This window comes from Aeromonas sp. FDAARGOS 1409, assembly GCF_019048705.1.
Lineage (GTDB): Bacteria > Pseudomonadota > Gammaproteobacteria > Enterobacterales > Aeromonadaceae > Aeromonas > Aeromonas sanarellii.
The window spans coordinates 1815371-1829893 of record NZ_CP077395.1; the positions used below are offsets into that span (position 1 = coordinate 1815371).

General features: G+C 62.2%; 16 protein-coding genes and 1 pseudogene. 8 read left to right on the forward strand and 9 right to left on the reverse strand.

Annotated elements, in window-relative coordinates; genetic code table 11:
• Position 1: 1 nt before the first annotated feature.
• From I6L39_RS08640 to parC, 6 genes are all read left to right on the forward strand, one after another.
• On the forward strand, positions 2-625 hold the full coding sequence (locus tag I6L39_RS08640) for an NUDIX hydrolase (protein WP_216991560.1): 624 nt from the start codon (positions 2-4) through the stop codon (positions 623-625).
• A gap of 96 nt (positions 626-721) precedes the next feature.
• Positions 722-943 (forward strand): DUF1656 domain-containing protein, encoded by a 222-nt coding sequence (locus I6L39_RS08645; protein WP_084202739.1) that lies wholly within the window; start codon positions 722-724, stop codon positions 941-943.
• Positions 936-1802 (forward strand): HlyD family secretion protein, encoded by an 867-nt coding sequence (locus I6L39_RS08650; protein WP_042076810.1) that lies wholly within the window; start codon positions 936-938, stop codon positions 1800-1802. Before I6L39_RS08645 ends, I6L39_RS08650 begins: the two co-directional genes overlap by 8 nt.
• 1 nt (position 1803) lies before the next feature.
• Positions 1804-3813 carry an FUSC family protein gene (locus I6L39_RS08655; RefSeq protein ID WP_216991561.1) on the forward strand — a complete coding sequence of 670 codons (2010 nt, stop codon included), beginning with the start codon at positions 1804-1806 and terminating at the stop codon, positions 3811-3813.
• A gap of 115 nt (positions 3814-3928) precedes the next feature.
• Positions 3929-5827: a DNA topoisomerase IV subunit B gene (gene parE / locus I6L39_RS08660; RefSeq protein ID WP_216991562.1), complete on the forward strand. Its 1899-nt coding sequence runs from the start codon at positions 3929-3931 to the stop codon at positions 5825-5827.
• 105 nt (positions 5828-5932) lie between these two features.
• Positions 5933-8227 carry a DNA topoisomerase IV subunit A gene (gene parC, locus I6L39_RS08665; RefSeq protein ID WP_216991563.1) on the forward strand — a complete coding sequence of 765 codons (2295 nt, stop codon included), beginning with the start codon at positions 5933-5935 and terminating at the stop codon, positions 8225-8227.
• A 169-nt stretch (positions 8228-8396) separates the two neighbouring features.
• Here the strand turns inward: parC and I6L39_RS08670 are convergent, their stop codons facing one another.
• The gene (locus tag I6L39_RS08670) at positions 8397-9089 is read right to left on the reverse strand and encodes a hypothetical protein (protein WP_216991564.1); all 693 of its coding nucleotides are present in this window, start codon (positions 9087-9089) and stop codon (positions 8397-8399) included.
• A 250-nt stretch (positions 9090-9339) separates the two neighbouring features.
• Here I6L39_RS08670 and I6L39_RS08675 point away from each other — a divergent pair, with 250 nt between their 5' ends.
• On the forward strand, positions 9340-9552 hold the full coding sequence (locus I6L39_RS08675; protein WP_216991565.1) for a hypothetical protein: 213 nt from the start codon (positions 9340-9342) through the stop codon (positions 9550-9552).
• 117 nt (positions 9553-9669) lie between these two features.
• Here I6L39_RS08675 and I6L39_RS08680 read toward each other — a convergent pair whose 3' ends face one another.
• The 6 genes from I6L39_RS08680 to I6L39_RS08705 form a co-directional block, all read right to left on the reverse strand.
• Complete coding sequence (locus I6L39_RS08680) at positions 9670-10044, reverse strand: hypothetical protein (protein ID WP_216991566.1); 375 nt, start codon at positions 10042-10044, stop codon at positions 9670-9672.
• Positions 10045-10099: 55 nt separating this feature from the next.
• Entirely contained in the window at positions 10100-10351 is a 252-nt protein-coding gene (locus I6L39_RS08685) for a hypothetical protein (RefSeq protein WP_216991773.1), read from the reverse strand.
• Between the two features lie 179 nt (positions 10352-10530).
• Complete coding sequence (locus I6L39_RS08690) at positions 10531-11433, reverse strand: hypothetical protein (RefSeq protein ID WP_216991567.1); 903 nt, start codon at positions 11431-11433, stop codon at positions 10531-10533.
• 11 nt (positions 11434-11444) lie between these two features.
• Positions 11445-12212, reverse strand: a complete 768-nt coding sequence (locus tag I6L39_RS08695; protein ID WP_026035107.1) for a hypothetical protein — start codon at positions 12210-12212, stop codon at positions 11445-11447.
• Between the two features lie 12 nt (positions 12213-12224).
• Positions 12225-12755 carry a hypothetical protein gene (locus I6L39_RS08700; protein WP_216991568.1) on the reverse strand — a complete coding sequence of 177 codons (531 nt, stop codon included), beginning with the start codon at positions 12753-12755 and terminating at the stop codon, positions 12225-12227.
• A 23-nt stretch (positions 12756-12778) separates the two neighbouring features.
• Positions 12779-13063 (reverse strand): DnaJ domain-containing protein, encoded by a 285-nt coding sequence (locus I6L39_RS08705; RefSeq protein WP_042079392.1) that lies wholly within the window; start codon positions 13061-13063, stop codon positions 12779-12781.
• A gap of 273 nt (positions 13064-13336) precedes the next feature.
• On the opposite strand from I6L39_RS08705, the gene I6L39_RS08710 reads away from it, so the two are divergent.
• The gene (locus I6L39_RS08710) at positions 13337-13768 is read left to right on the forward strand and encodes an EF-hand domain-containing protein (RefSeq protein ID WP_216991569.1); all 432 of its coding nucleotides are present in this window, start codon (positions 13337-13339) and stop codon (positions 13766-13768) included.
• 72 nt (positions 13769-13840) lie between these two features.
• On the opposite strand, the gene I6L39_RS08715 is transcribed toward I6L39_RS08710, so the two are convergent.
• Together I6L39_RS08715 and I6L39_RS08720 are read right to left on the reverse strand one after the other, a co-directional pair.
• Entirely contained in the window at positions 13841-14365 is a 525-nt protein-coding gene (locus tag I6L39_RS08715) for a protein disulfide oxidoreductase (RefSeq protein ID WP_216991570.1), read from the reverse strand.
• A gap of 3 nt (positions 14366-14368) precedes the next feature.
• Positions 14369-14518 (reverse strand): annotated as a pseudogene (locus I6L39_RS08720) (DsbA family protein); the annotation flags it as partial.
• Positions 14519-14523 lie beyond the last annotated feature (5 nt).

Sequence of the window (14523 nt, forward strand, 5' to 3'; positions counted from 1 at the left end):
CGTGCAGCCGCCGTTGGCCGCCTTCCTCGAACAGGTGCTGGCCACGGCGCAGGCCGGGCTTACCTACTCGAAAGATCCCTTCGATATAGCCCGCTTCGAGGCGCTGCGAGCCGCCACGGTGGCGCTCATCGCCAGCCAGAGCGAGCTGGCACCGGAAGCCATCGGCGACTGGATCGCCCTCGATAGCGGCTATCCCACCCCCAAGCTGGATGTGCGAGCCTTCATCCAGAACGATGCGGGCCATCTCCTGCTGGTGCAGGAGCGCTGCGACGGGCTCTGGACCCTGCCGGGGGGCTGGTGCGACATTGGCGACTCGCCGGCGGGGGCCGTGGTGCGCGAAGTGGTGGAGGAGACCGGCCTCGCCTGCCGGGCCGTGCAACTGCTGGCGCTGTTCGACAAGCTCAAGCATCCCCATCCCCCGCAACTGCCCCATGCCCACAAGGCTTTCTTCCTGTGCGAGGTGACGGGGGGCGCGCTACTCACCGAGACTAATGAGACCCAGGGCGCGGCGTACTTCCCCATCGACGACTTGCCCCCGCTTTCCCGCCATCGGGTGGTGGCATCCCAGTTGCGCACCCTGCACGCCCATCTGCGCGAGGGTCGGCGGGATACCCTGTTCGATTGAGGCGACGACGCGGGGAAGGAGTCACCCGCTTCTGTCGCCGCCGCCGGCTGTGTTAACCTTGGCGCACCCCTTCCTCCGCCCACAGGGAGCCCGTCATTGCCCATCTCTTCCGCATTGCCCGACCTGGTCCTTGGCGCCTCTCTCTACTTTCCTCCCCTGTTCAAGGCGGTGCTGCTTGGCCTGCTAGGCTGGCTGCCCGTGCACCACCTGCTGCGTGACTGGCTCTACGGTGGGGATGTCTGGCATCCCCTGCTGATGGATCTCTCCCTGTTTATCCTCGCCGTCAGCGGCGCCCTATGGATATTGCTACATGGCTAAATCACCCCTCGCGACCCTCAAATACTTCTCTACCCTGCTGGTCTGCGCGCTGGCGCTGGCGGCGGGCTGGTGGCTGTGGAACTACTACATGCAGGGGCCCTGGACCCGGGATGGCAAGGTGCGGGCCGAGCTGGTCAGCATCACCCCAGAGGTGTCGGGCAAGATCATCAAGATAGCGGTGAAAGACAACCAGCTGGTGAAGGCGGGGGAGGAGATCTTTACCCTGGATCCCGAGCCCTACCGGATCGCGCTGGACAACGCCCAGGCGGCGCTGGCCAAGGCCAAATCGGATCTCGACAAGGCGGAGCACGAGGCGGGCCGTCGCCAGAGCCTCTCCCGCAGCGTCATCTCCGCCGAGGCGGTGGACGAGGCCCGCCTCAATGCCCAGGCGATGAAGGCGGCCTACCAGGTGGCCCAGGCCAATCTGGAGCAGGCCAGATGGTCGCTGGCCAAGACCCGGGTTCATGCCGCGAGCGACGGCTACATCACCAACCTGCAGACCCGGGTCGGCAACTATGCCAGCGCCGGCGTGCCGCTGGTGGCACTGGTGGACATCCACTCCTTCTACGTGCAGGGCTACTTCGAGGAGACCAAGCTCAGGCACATAGCGCCGGGCAAACCGGCAGAGGTGGTGCTCTACAGCGGGGAGCAGCGGCTGCACGGCGAAGTGGAGAGCATAGGGCGCGCCATCCACGATCAGAGCGTGGAGGGGGCCGACAACCTGCTGCTGGACGTCAAACCCAACGTGCCCTGGGTGCGGCTGGCCCAGCGGGTGCCGGTGCGGATCAAGCTGCTGGAGGTGCCGCCCGGGCTGACGCTGATTGCAGGCACCACCTGCACCATCACCATAGGGGAGTAAGGTGGCCGCCTCGCTCTGGCGCCAGACCCCCTGGGGCAAGGCCAATGGCGGCCAGTGGCGCTACGCCCTGCGCAACAGCCTGGCCATGTGCCTGTCGCTCTGGCTGGCCTTCGTGCTGGAGCTGGACTCTCCCTACTGGGCGATGACCTCAGCGGCCGTGGTGAGCTTTCCCACCGTGGGCGGCGTCATCAGCAAGAGTCTGGGGCGGGTAGTGGGCAGCCTCATCGGCGCCATGGCGGCTGTGGTGATCACCGGCCTTGGCATCAGCGATCCCTGGCTGTTCAGCTTCCTCATCGCACTCTGGCTGGCGCTCTGTACTTACATCTCCAACCACCATCAGAACAACGTCTCCTACGCCTTTGCGCTGGCGGGCTACACCGCCGCCATCATCGCCTTCTCCTGCGTCAACCTGACCGACCCGCAGCACATCTTCGACATCGCCCAGGCGCGGGTGAGCGAGGTGATCATCGGCATCCTCTGCGGCGGCCTGTTGATGATGATCCTGCCCAGCACCTCGGATGGCGAGACCCTGCTGCAGTCGCTGAACAAGACCCAGGCCCGCCTGCTGGAGCATGCCCAGCTGCTCTGGCTGGGGGAGGCGAGCCCGGAGGTGCGCACCGCCCACGAGGGGTTGATCGGCCAGATCCTCACCATGAACGTGCTGCGCATCCAGGCGGTCTGGAGCCATCATCGGCTGCGGCGCCACAACAAGCTGCTCAACTTCCTGCTGCATCGCCAGCTGCGGCTCATCAGCCTCATCTCCAGCCAGCGCCGCATGCTGCACAACTGGCCGGCGCAGCCTGAGGGGCTGCAGGCGTTGCTGGAGCGGCTGCTGGCCGAGCTGGGCCAGCCCGGCTGCGACAAGTACCGCATCGCCCGGCTGCTGGCCCCCTTGGTGCCGACGGCGGCCAGCGACTATCGGCTGCACACCTTCTGGCGGCGGCTGCGCCACTTCTGCTGGAGCTATCTGGAGTGTCTGCGCTGGCTGGATCGGCTGGCCCGTTACGACGATCAGGAGTGGCCGGCGCCGCCGCGCCACTCTTCGCTCACCAGCCACACCGACACGCTGGAGGCGGCCTACAACGGCGGGCGCACCTTCCTCTGCGTGCTGCTCGGCTGCGCCTTCTGGATCCACAGCCAGTGGGATGCGGGCAGTTCGGCGCTGACCCTGCTCTCCATCTGCTGCGTGCTCTACTCGGCCACCCCGGCGCCCGCCAAGGGGGCCAACACCATGCTCAAGGCGATCCTGCTGCTGAGCCTCATCTGCTTCGCGGTCAAGTTCGGCCTGATGATCCGGCTCGACGACTTCTGGCTCTTCTGCGCCCTGCTGTTCCCCGCGCTCATCACCATGCAGCTGTTCAAGCAGCAACAACCCAGGCAGGCGGTGCTCTGGGGCCAGCTCATCGTGCTGCTCGGCTCCTTTCTCGCCATCACCAATCCGCCGAGCTACGACTACCTGCAGTACATCAACGGCAGCCTGGGGCAGGCGCTGGGGGTGATGAGCGCCGGACTGGCGTTCCAGCTGCTGCGGCCGAGCTCGGATCGGCGCAAGAGCCGCCGCCTGATCCGCTCCCTGCGCCGCCACTTCATGGATCAGCTGGCGCCGGCCCCGCGCCAGAGCGAGAGCCAGTTCGAATCCCTCATCTACCACTGCATCAGCCAGCTCAGCCAGAGCCAGGATCAGACCGCCCGCCTCTGGGTGCTGCGCTGGGGCGTGGTGCTGCTCAACTGCAGCCACATCGTCTGGCAGCTGCGCCAGTGGCGCGGCGAGGATCAGCCCCTCTACCTGGTGCGCGACGCCTGTATCCGCGCTCTGCAGGGGATCCTCACCGAGCAGGGGGTGCAGCGCGCCTCCCTGGATCGCACCCTGGGCGAGCTGCAGCGGATCTGCGGGGCCCTGGCCAACCACAGGGAGCCGGCGGCGCGGGAGCTGGCCGGCATGGTGTGGCGGCTGCACGGCGCCCTCTCCCAGTTGCAGCAGGCGCTGCCGGTGGCGGTCGAGGCGAGCTGAACGGGGCGGGGGCGGCGGCTTATCCGGTCGGGATCAAGCTTTGCCGCCGACGGGTTTGTCCAATACCCTCCCAGCGAGTAAGATTCCCCCCAAACGTCAATTCGCAAGGCCCTCCATGTCTACTCAATACAATGCGGATGCCATTGAGGTCCTCAATGGCCTTGAACCGGTGCGTCGCCGCCCCGGCATGTATACCGACACCACCCGGCCCAACCACCTCGGCCAGGAGGTCATCGACAACAGCGTCGACGAGGCGCTGGCGGGCCATGCCCGCAACCTGGAGGTGATCCTGCACGAGGATCAATCCCTCGAGGTGATCGACGACGGTCGCGGCATGCCGGTGGACATTCACCCGGAGGAAGGGGTCTCCGGCGTGGAGCTGATCCTCTGCAAGCTGCATGCGGGCGGCAAGTTCTCCAACAAGAACTACCAGTTCTCCGGCGGTCTGCACGGGGTGGGGATCTCGGTGGTGAACGCCCTCTCCGATAGGGTCGAGGTGACGGTGCGCCGGGACGGACAGGTCTATGACATCGCCTTCGAGCGGGGCGAGAAGGTGTCTGATCTGACCATCACAGGCACCTGCGGGCGTCGCAACACCGGCACCCGGGTGCGCTTCTGGCCCCAGCCGAGCTATTTCGACTCGCCCCGCTTCTCGGTCTCGAAACTCGAGCACCTGCTCAAGGCCAAGGCCGTGCTCTGTCCCGGCCTCACCATCAAGTTCCTCGACAAGAACACCGGCATCCGGCTTGAGTGGTGCTACGAAGACGGCCTCAAGGATTACCTCATCGACGCGGTCAAGCAATTCACCTGCCTGCCGGAGCAGCCCTTCGTCGGCAGCTTCAGCACCGAGCAGTCCGCGGTGGACTGGGCCCTGTGCTGGTTGCCGGAAGGGGGTGAGTGCCTCGCCGAATCCTATGTGAACCTGATCCCCACGGCGCTCGGTGGCACCCACGTCAACGGCCTGCGTCAGGGCCTGCTCGACGCCATGCGCGAGTTCTGCGAGTTCCGCAACCTTTTGCCGCGCGGGGTCAAGCTGACCCCGGAGGATATCTGGGATCGCTGTGCCTACATCCTCTCCATCAAGATGCAGGATCCGCAGTTCGCCGGCCAGACCAAGGAGCGGCTCTCCTCCCGCCAGAGCTCGGCCTTCGTCTCCGGCGTGGTGAAGGATGCCTTCAGCCTGTATCTGAACAGCAACACCGAGCTGGCCGAACAGCTGGCGGAGCTCTGCATCTCCAGCGCCCAGCGCCGGATGCGCGCCGCCAAGACGGTGGTGCGCAAGAAGATAACCCAGGGCCCGGCGCTGCCCGGCAAGCTCACCGATTGCGGCTGCGCCGACCCCATGCAGGGGGAGCTCTTCCTGGTAGAGGGTGACTCCGCGGGGGGCAGTGCCAAGCAGGCGCGGGATCGGGAGTTTCAGGCCATCATGCCCCTGCGCGGCAAGATCCTGAACACCTGGGAGGTGGAGGCCGGTCAGGTGCTCGCCTCGCAAGAAGTGCATGACATCTCGGTCGCCATCGGGCTCGACCCCGACTCCAACGACCTCAGTGGCCTGCGCTACGGCAAGGTGTGCATCCTGGCGGATGCGGACTCGGACGGTCTGCACATCGCCACCCTGCTCTGCGCGCTGTTCGTGAAGCACTTCCGCGCGCTGGTGGAGAAGGGGCACGTCTATGTGGCCATGCCGCCGCTCTACCGGATCGATATCGGCAAGGAGGTCTACTACGCCCTCGACGAAGACGAGAAGAACGGTGTGCTGGAGCGGGTCGAAGCCGAGAAGAAGAAGGGCAAGGTGATGGTGACCCGATTCAAGGGCCTGGGTGAGATGAATCCGAAACAGCTGCGGGAAACCACCATGGATCCCAACACCCGCCGCCTGGTACAGCTCACCATGGGCGAGGAAGGGGAGGAGGGGGACGAGACCCTGCAACTGATGGACATGCTGCTGGCCAAGAAGCGGGCGAGCGATCGCCGCGAGTGGCTGGAAGAGAAGGGCAACCTGGCGATCATCTAGGTCAGCCCACTCTCGTCATCATCAGCCGTCGACTGGCCCGCGCGGGCCAGCAAGCATTAGCCGGAGTCGCCCTGTGGCGGCTCCCGAACCGGAAGAGAATTTCACATGAGTGATGCTATCGAGCTCAGTCTGGACGGGGTCGAGCGCCAGCCAATGCGCACCTTTACCGAGCAGGCTTACTTGAACTACTCCATGTACGTCATCATGGATCGGGCCCTGCCGCATATCGGCGACGGCCTCAAGCCCGTGCAGCGGCGCATCATCTACGCCATGAGCGAGCTGGGCCTGTCGGCCCTCTCCAAGCACAAGAAGTCCGCCCGTACCGTGGGTGACGTGCTGGGTAAATATCACCCCCACGGCGACAGCGCCTGTTACGAAGCCATGGTGCTGATGGCCCAGCCCTTCTCCTACCGCTACCCGCTGGTGGACGGTCAGGGCAACTGGGGGGCGCCGGACGATCCCAAATCCTTCGCCGCCATGCGTTATACCGAGGCGCGGCTGTCGCGCTTCTCCGAGCTGCTGCTCTCCGAGCTGGGGCAGGGCACGGTGGAATGGACGCCGAACTTCGACGGCACTATGAAGGAGCCGGTGGTGCTGCCGGCGCGCCTGCCGCACATCCTGCTCAACGGGGTGACCGGCATCGCGGTGGGGATGGCGACCGACATCCCGCCCCACAACGCGCGGGAAGTGGCCCACGCCTGCGTGGAGCTCTTGGACAACCCCAATGCCGGCCTGGATGCCCTGATGGCCCATGTGCAGGGACCGGACTACCCGACCAATGCCGAGATCATCACGCCGCGCGACGACATCCGCAAGATCTACGAGACCGGCAAGGGCTCCATCAAGCAGCGGGCGGTGTGGAGCGAAGAGGATGGCGACATCGTCATCACGGCGCTGCCCCATCAGGCCTCCGGCGCCAAGATCATGGAGCAGATCGCCGCCCAGATGGTGGCCAAAAAGCTGCCCATGGTCACCGATCTGCGCGATGAATCGGACCACGAGAACCCGACCCGTCTGGTCATAGTGCCGCGCTCCAACCGGGTGGACGTGGAGGGGCTGATGGCCCACCTGTTCGCCACCACGGACTTGGAGAAGAACTACAGGGTCAACCTCAACATCCTGGGTCTGGACAACCGGCCCCAGGTCAAAGACCTCAAGACCATCCTCACCGAGTGGCTGAGTTTTCGTCGTGAGACGGTGCGCCGCCGCCTGCAGTATCGCCTCGACAAGGTGCTGGCCCGCCTGCACATCCTCGAAGGTTTGCTCATTGCCTACCTCAACATCGACGAGGTGATCGAGATCATCCGAACCGAGGAAGAGCCGGGCCGGGTGATGATGGAGCGTTTCAACATCAGCGAGACCCAGGCCGAGGCAATCCTCGAGCTGAAACTCCGCCACCTGGCCAAGCTCGAAGAGTTCAAGCTGCGCGCCGAACAGAACGAGCTGGCGGAAGAGCGCGACAAGCTGGAACAGATCCTGGGTTCCGAGCGTCGTCTCAGCACCCTGCTCAAGAAAGAGATCCTGGCGGACGCCGAGAAGTACGGCGACGATCGCCGCACCCCGCTGGTGGAGCGAGCCACCGCCGTGGCCCTGACTGAGAAGGAACTCACCCCGAGCGAGCCGGTCACCGTGATCCTCTCCGACAAGGGCTGGGTGCGCGCCGCCAAGGGCCACGACGTGGACGTGGAAGGCCTCTCCTACAAGGCGGGGGACGGCTATCTTGCCCACGCCCATGGCCGCAGCAACCAGCAGGCGGTGTTCCTCTCCACCCTGGGGAGAACCTACTCGCTGGAGGCGCACACCCTGCCCTCCGCCCGCAGTCAGGGCGAGCCGCTCACCGGCCGCTTTGCGCTGGGAGCCGGGGAAGAGGTACGCCATCTGGTGATGGGCAACGAAGGCGAGCCGTACCTGATCTGTTCCGACGCCGGTTACGGCTTCGTCTGCCAATACGACGACCTGACGGCCAAGAACAAGAACGGCAAGGCGCTGCTCACCGTGCCGGAAGGGGGCATCGTCATGGCGCCCCAGAGGATAGGGGCGCCGGACACGGATCTCTGCATGGCCATATCCAACGAGGGGCGCATGCTGCTGTTCCCGCTCAATACCCTGCCGGTACTCGGCAAGGGCAAGGGCAACAAGCTTATCAGCATCCCTTCGGCACGGGTGAAGGCGCGGGAGGAGTTTGTGGTGATGGCCGCCATCATCCCCCAGGGCCAGTCGGTGACCCTGTTCGCCGGCAAGCGCAAGCTGACCCTCAAGCCAGCTGACCTTGACTACTACCGCGGCGAGCGCGGTCGCCGCGGCGCCAAACTGCCCCGCGGTTTGCAGCGCGTCGATCGCATCGAGATTGAACCCGTCGCCGGCGCCGAGCCGGTAGCAGGGGAAAATCAGGAAGGGTAATTCATAAGAAGGGAGAGAACTATTTGCTCCCTTCTTTATTCACAACTTATATAGATAGTGATCTTATTGTCATTATTATTAGGCATTGCACACACCATCTGAATTTGCCGTTAAAATAAACCTTATTACATTAAGATAATACCTGCTATTTTTGATGGCGTTACTTTTATCATTTTAATAACGCGCATGAATCAACGGTTTTATAAGAACGTAAATCAGTGCTTATCTCCATGCTGTCTTTATACATGTCAATTATTTTTGCTATATCTTGATCACGGATATGTCGGTGTTTTTCATTGTATGATTTTTCTTCGCCACTGATAGAAAGTTGATCTATCCATGCCTGTTCCTTTTTATATAAAGCAGCATCTAACCTAAATTGTTCAACAATTTTTTGCAGATTTTCTCCTATGATCTTTTCGCTAATAAAATCAATCTGATGCTCGTATGGGACATATTCACCGCTTTTGATTTTATAAAAATATCTTCCGGCACTCCTTGTGATGCCAAAGTTATCATTATTAAAAATTGGTATTAGAGTATCAAAGTTGTACTCAGTCATCGGTAGTCCTCCTTCTCTACCTAGTCCATAAAGCACGACGCCGGTATCTTTAAAGTCAACCATATCTAACTCAACCCATTGAAGACCTGAACGCCAAAATAATTTAGGACTGCCTATTATCCCTGATGTTATTTTGAACATTGTGTCACCACATTGAAATGTTATCTCACCACCTAGAAATGATTCCGTAATACGCTGAAACTCTGTGTTTAGCGTTTTGTTATTAGCTGAGTCGGCGAAAATATAATTTCCATGCATAAGCATTATTAATGCAAGTAATAAAGTGAGTGCCTTTCCCATTTTGTACCCCATATTTTCCCTGTGTTTTTTTATTGTTTACCTATGTGTCATTGTAGAGCTGTTTGATTAGCGAATCGTAATCAGACGATCGCGTAAACCGGTTGCAGCTGTTTTGCAGGCAACCTCTCTTCTTGTCCCTTTTCCACTCACCACGGTGCCGATGGCACGGACTATTACGCTTCGCTAATCGACCCTACTCCTCCCCGCTCGCTAAGCTTAAAGGGAGCAGCACAGTGCCAGGAGGCCAATCATGGAGATCGACAAAGCCATCGATCTGATCGAGGCGCACGGAACCTTTCACGGGGATCACTACAGCTTCAACAGCGGTGAGTTTGTGCAGTGGTGCCGGGAGGACAGTCATCAGACCCTCAGCCTGGAGCAGGCCAACAGCGAGTTGGCCCCCTTCTGCACCAGAGTGGGTTATTCGGAGCCGATCAGGGCGTGGCGTTACTATCTGACCTGAGCGCCCGAGTGAGGCGAGCTGGGTCAAGGATGGGAAAGGGCAGGGGCCGGGCTCCTGCCCTTGTTGCATGGATCGCGGGGGCGTTGGCGGCCCGAGGCACCGACTCCCCCAATAGCCTTATTTATTGAAATTCCAGGCGATGGGCAGCTCGACGTCGAAGATCAGCAGATCCCCGTTCAGGCTGAAGGGCACCTCGATCCGGTGCCGCTCATAGACGTCGACGATCAGGCAATCCTCGAAGTAGTTGGATTCGTAACCGAGGCGAGCCAGGCCCCGGGTGCCGTCTTGCTCGAGCTCGATGCCCAGCACCCGGGGCGGGTGCTCCTGGCTGAGGTGGACGCCGGGATTGCCCTCATCCACCAGCCGCTCCAGCAAGGGGAAGAAGTCTGGCCTGTGGGCCTCTATCACCCGGGTGATGGCCTGTTCCAGCTCGGCGCGGCTGGCAAAGGGGCCACCTAGGGGGTAGCGGGTCTGGATCCTCTCCTGGTTCATGGTCTGCTCCTTGACGCTATTGCCGGCCTGGGGTGAGCGCCCCCTTGGTGGCCGCTCAGGCGGGGATGCGGCCGTTCTTCACCAGCGCCCGGCGGATGTTCCTGCACATCTTGCCAAAACTATAGAGCTCGTCGAAGGTGGGCGAGATGCCGCGCTGGATCTGGTATTGCCAGTAGCAGAGCTCGCTGTCGACCAGCTCCATCAGTTTCTTGGGGCAGCCGATGCAGCTGTTGTCCGGCCCGCACCTGAAGGTATCCGGCTGATAGAGTGGAAATTCCGCCTTCACGGCGTCGATGATCTGCTGCATCGCGGTAATGCGGTCCGGCTTTCTGCTCACGGCCTTGCTCCCCGGCTCTGGTATGGGGGAGTCATTATATCCCTGACAAAATGTGGGCCAATGACGCTTAGGGGGTAGTCAGGCCTGAATGGATAGCACAACGCCCGGCAAGCCGGGCGTTGGAATACGCAGAAGGGAAAGACCCGTCATCAGAAGTCGTGATAGAGCGGCCAGCCGAGCAGGGGGTGCTTGAGACCGGCGCGCATCTCCATGTTGTCGAGCTTCTCCGGGGAGGCGTCCTCTTTTTGCAGCAGCTGGTACTGGCGCACAAAGCCCAGGGTGTGCAGCAGGTTGGGCACGAAGCCCGGGCTCAGCTCCTGGCGCAGGGCGGCCGCCATGTCGGCGGGCAGTTCGCTCAGCATCAGGGCGAGCTGGGCGGCGAGGTAGTCGGTGTCGTACCAGCCCTCGTCGAGCTCAAGCTCCCGCGCAAGCCTGCGCTTGAGATCCTGCTTCACCTTGAGAGGGGCGGCGCCGCTGCCCTTGCCACAGAGGATGCGGTAGAGCAGAGCCTCGGCCAGCTTGTCCTCCATGGTGGGGTGGTCGCTCTCGCTGGCGAAGAAGTGCTGATCGATGAGCTCCATCAGGCGGCTCTTGTTGTGCTCGGCCAGCGCCTTTTCGTACTCCTGCCACCCTTGCCACTCCTCGATATCGGGCGGGCTCGAGATCTTGTCCAGCAGGCGGGCATCCACGTCACCGTAGAGGCTGTTGCCAGCCTGCTTGGGGCTGACGGTGATGAGCATGGACCAGCCCTTCTGGAACGGCTTGATGGGGCCTTCCTGTGCCTGCAACAGGGCCAGCGCCTTGGCCGGATCCCGCTGGGATAGCTCCTGCAACCCTAAGCTCACCACGCCGATGACGTCGTGGGCGGCCTGCTCCAGCAGGTGCATCTTGTACTTGTTGTAGTACTTGTCGGCGAATTTCAGGCTCATCAGCACCGCCTTGCCCTTGATGGCGGCCAGCTGTTGCTCGCTCAGCCGTTCATTGTCGCGGCCAAAGCGCAGCACCTGGGTCAGAAAGGGGCCCTGGTTGGCATCGCGAATGACTAACTGCATGAATGGGCTCCTTAATCCAGAAAGCTGAACATGTCGTCGACGTCGCCGTACTCGTCTTCCTCGACCTTGTTCTTCTCTTTGGCCTGCATCACCAGCTCGGCGGCAAACTTGTTGATGATGCCGTCCCAGGTCGAGTGCTCGTTGCGCAGCAGCGACTTGATGGACTTCTCCACCTCGGGGGCCAGCTCGCGAATAAGCATCAAGAGGCTGCGCGGGTCGTCCAGGGCGTAGTCGTGGCTGTCTTCGGCCTGCTGGCGCTCGCTGTAGCGCAGGGACTCTTCGAGATCCTCCTCCTCGGCGTGCAGCACGTCGCGATAGCCTTCGTCCTCTTCATAGCGATCGCCGCGATAGAACTCGATAAAGGGGATGGCGAGGTAGAAGAGGCCGGCCGGGTCTTCGGCCACGCATTCGAGGATCTCCCGCTGCTTGGCTTCGCTATCCTGGGTGCGGATCAGGTAGTTGAGGAAGTCGAAGGTGTGCTGCTGCAGCTCGTCGGCGTTGTTCTTGATCGCCTCTTCCCAGTAGAGCGGCTGCTGGCAGACGATGTCGCGGATCCGCTCCGGGGTCATCAGCTCGGAGATGATGGAGGGGAAGGAGATGTCGTGCTGGCCGTTGATCTGGGTCAGGGTAACGATATCAATGTTTTCAATCACTTCTGCCAGCTGGTCGTCAGACATGGTCTTGGCGATCAGCTCGAACTTCTCGCTGGCCTGCTTCGGCTCGATGACGGCCAGCTCTTTGATCTCGATGGCGGTAATTTCTATCAGACTGTTGCTCATGCCTTGCCCCAATTAGAAACGGACTTCGTCGTACATGTCCTGATCGTCTTCTTCGCCCTGACCGCCATGATAGTCGGCGTCGGCATCTTCCCCGTCATCTTCGTCCTCGTCCCGCAGCTCGTAGTCGTCATCGGCACTGTGGCTGCCGCGGGGCTGCGGGTTATCGAGCAGAAACAGCACGGCGCAGGCTTCCATCAGCTGATCTTCGCTCTGGGCCCGTACCGCCTTGACCAGCGGCAGGGCGGCGTTGTTGAAGCCGACGCTCACCTTGAACTCGTCCCAGGAGGGCTGCTCGCCGCTGGCGAGCCACTTGTTCCACTGCCCCTTGGCCTTGGGGGGGAACTGCACCCGGCCATAGAGGGCGAGCGGCAGGTATTCGGGCATGAACTCCAGCATGCTCATGTCGGCCAGCAGCAGGGCCTTCATCTGGTCGGTGAACTGCTCGAGCCCCTTGGGGTCGTCCTGATCCCGGTAGGATTCGATGTTCTCGCTGGCATCGCTTTGCAGGGCCTTGAGCCGTGCCTGGTCCCATTTTTTTTGCATAGTCGCTCTTCTTGCCTGGTGGCTCAGGGGTAGAACTGGTCCCACATCTCCTGCATGGCAGCAGCGGGATCGGTCACGATGACGTTGTTGAAATCCTTGATAAAGGCGGCCCGCTGTTTCGGATCGGACAGCACTTCATAAGCCTGCTTTACCTGGTGCAGCCTGAGGGCTGCCTGCTCTTTCTCTTCTTCGCTCGCCCCGTGCAGCTTGTCGGGATGGTACTGGTTCGACAGCCGACGATAGGCTTTTTTGATGTCGTTTTCACTGGCGTTGGACTTGACGCCCAGCACCCGGAAGTAGTTGTTCATGACGGATCCTGCCTCACTGGCATGGTGGAATTCATCCTGTGTCGGCCTGGTGGCGGAACGTCGGCAAACCAGGCTCGGCAAAAACCGGAGATTTTAACGGAAACCGCCCTCCATCGCCATGAATAGGAAGAAAAGTAACCAGAGGAATGCGCGGCGGGTGCGCCTTGGGATCCACCTTCCGGTGGGGGACGGCCCCGGGACTACACTACAGGAGGCGTCGGGCCGTCCCGGGGAGCGGGGCCCGGCTCAGACCATCACAAGGAGTAGACAGCCATGTTCAAACAGTATCTTCTGTCCCTGGCGTTGTTGAGCGGCGCCGCCCTGGCCGCCGAGGAGCCCCTCGACGAGCCCATGATGTTCATGAAGGGGGACATTACCAAGGCCCAGTTCATGGAAAGAGCCGAGCAGCGTTTCGCCCGGCAGGACACCGACAAGGATGGCACCCTGTCGGTGGCCGAGAGAGAGGCCGCCATGGCCAGGATGCACGAGGCGATGCAGGAGTCCGGCAAGGCCATGCCGGGCAAGATGGGGAACATGGGCAACATGAGGCCGATGCAGGACACCACCAAGGCACAGTTCATGGAGCGTCATGAGGCCGTCTTCACCAAGATGGACAAGAATGGCGATGGTGTGCTCGACGAGGCCGAGCGGGCCAGCGCCAGGGGGAGACTCGGGCAGGGGATGATGGCGCCCGCGCAACAATAGGCTTGCCAGCCTCAAGATGAAAAAAGAGCCCGGTAGCGACCGGGCTCTTTGCATTCCTTGCGTGGCGACGGCTTACCAGCGGGCCCACAGCAGCCGCAGCTTGAGCCCCCAGCGGCTGCTCCAGCCCGTGGTGCTGCTCACCAGCTCCCCATCCCTGATGATGAGAAAGTTGGGGGTGACTCCCACCTGCCAGCGGGCAGCCAGATCCCCCGACTCGTCGTTGTGGGTCGGGAAGGTCAGCCCCTTCTTGCCCATCCCCTGACTCAGCTGTTCAGCGTTGCCGGAGCGCAGGGCCACCGTCAGCACGTTCTCGCCTTCCTGCCAGAGCTGCTCAACCGTGGGGGTGGTGAAGCGGCACACGCCGCACCAGCTGGCCCAGTAGTAGACCAGCAGCGCCCTGCCCCGGCTCTGCTCGGCCAGGCTGGTGGTGGTGCCATCCTGCAGGGTGAGGGGGGCCTCCATGGCCCCCGCCGGCAGGCTGGGGCCGCGCCAGAGATCCAGCAGGGTGGAGACGACCAGCGCCATCAGCATCAGCCAGAGCGCCTCCTTGCCCCAGCGTCGCCAGCGCGGTGCCTTTACAGCGACATCCTCAACCATGGTTTAGCTCCGCCTGGCCAGCTCGGCCTTCACCAGCCGTTCCAGTTCGTCATACGAGATGGCGCCAGGCACCAGCTGGTTGCCGATCAGGGTCGCCGGGGTGCCCTGTACGCCCAGCAGGGTGCCGATGCGAAGTCGGTGTGGTCGCAGCTCCATCC

Coding starts and splice junctions, on each gene's coding strand:
- I6L39_RS08650 (WP_042076810.1), top strand. CDS start 936: ATGGCTAAATCACCCCTCGCGACCCTCAAATACTTCTCTACCCTGCTG.
- parE (WP_216991562.1), top strand. CDS start 3,929: ATGTCTACTCAATACAATGCGGATGCCATTGAGGTCCTCAATGGCCTT.
- parC (WP_216991563.1), top strand. CDS start 5,933: ATGAGTGATGCTATCGAGCTCAGTCTGGACGGGGTCGAGCGCCAGCCA.
- I6L39_RS08670 (WP_216991564.1), bottom strand. CDS start 9,089: ATGGGAAAGGCACTCACTTTATTACTTGCATTAATAATGCTTATGCAT.
- I6L39_RS08675 (WP_216991565.1), top strand. CDS start 9,340: ATGGAGATCGACAAAGCCATCGATCTGATCGAGGCGCACGGAACCTTT.
- I6L39_RS08680 (WP_216991566.1), bottom strand. CDS start 10,044: ATGAACCAGGAGAGGATCCAGACCCGCTACCCCCTAGGTGGCCCCTTT.
- I6L39_RS08685 (WP_216991773.1), bottom strand. CDS start 10,351: ATGCAGCAGATCATCGACGCCGTGAAGGCGGAATTTCCACTCTATCAG.
- I6L39_RS08690 (WP_216991567.1), bottom strand. CDS start 11,433: ATGCAGTTAGTCATTCGCGATGCCAACCAGGGCCCCTTTCTGACCCAG.
- I6L39_RS08695 (WP_026035107.1), bottom strand. CDS start 12,212: ATGAGCAACAGTCTGATAGAAATTACCGCCATCGAGATCAAAGAGCTG.
- I6L39_RS08700 (WP_216991568.1), bottom strand. CDS start 12,755: ATGCAAAAAAAATGGGACCAGGCACGGCTCAAGGCCCTGCAAAGCGAT.
- I6L39_RS08705 (WP_042079392.1), bottom strand. CDS start 13,063: ATGAACAACTACTTCCGGGTGCTGGGCGTCAAGTCCAACGCCAGTGAA.
- I6L39_RS08710 (WP_216991569.1), top strand. CDS start 13,337: ATGTTCAAACAGTATCTTCTGTCCCTGGCGTTGTTGAGCGGCGCCGCC.
- I6L39_RS08715 (WP_216991570.1), bottom strand. CDS start 14,365: ATGGTTGAGGATGTCGCTGTAAAGGCACCGCGCTGGCGACGCTGGGGC.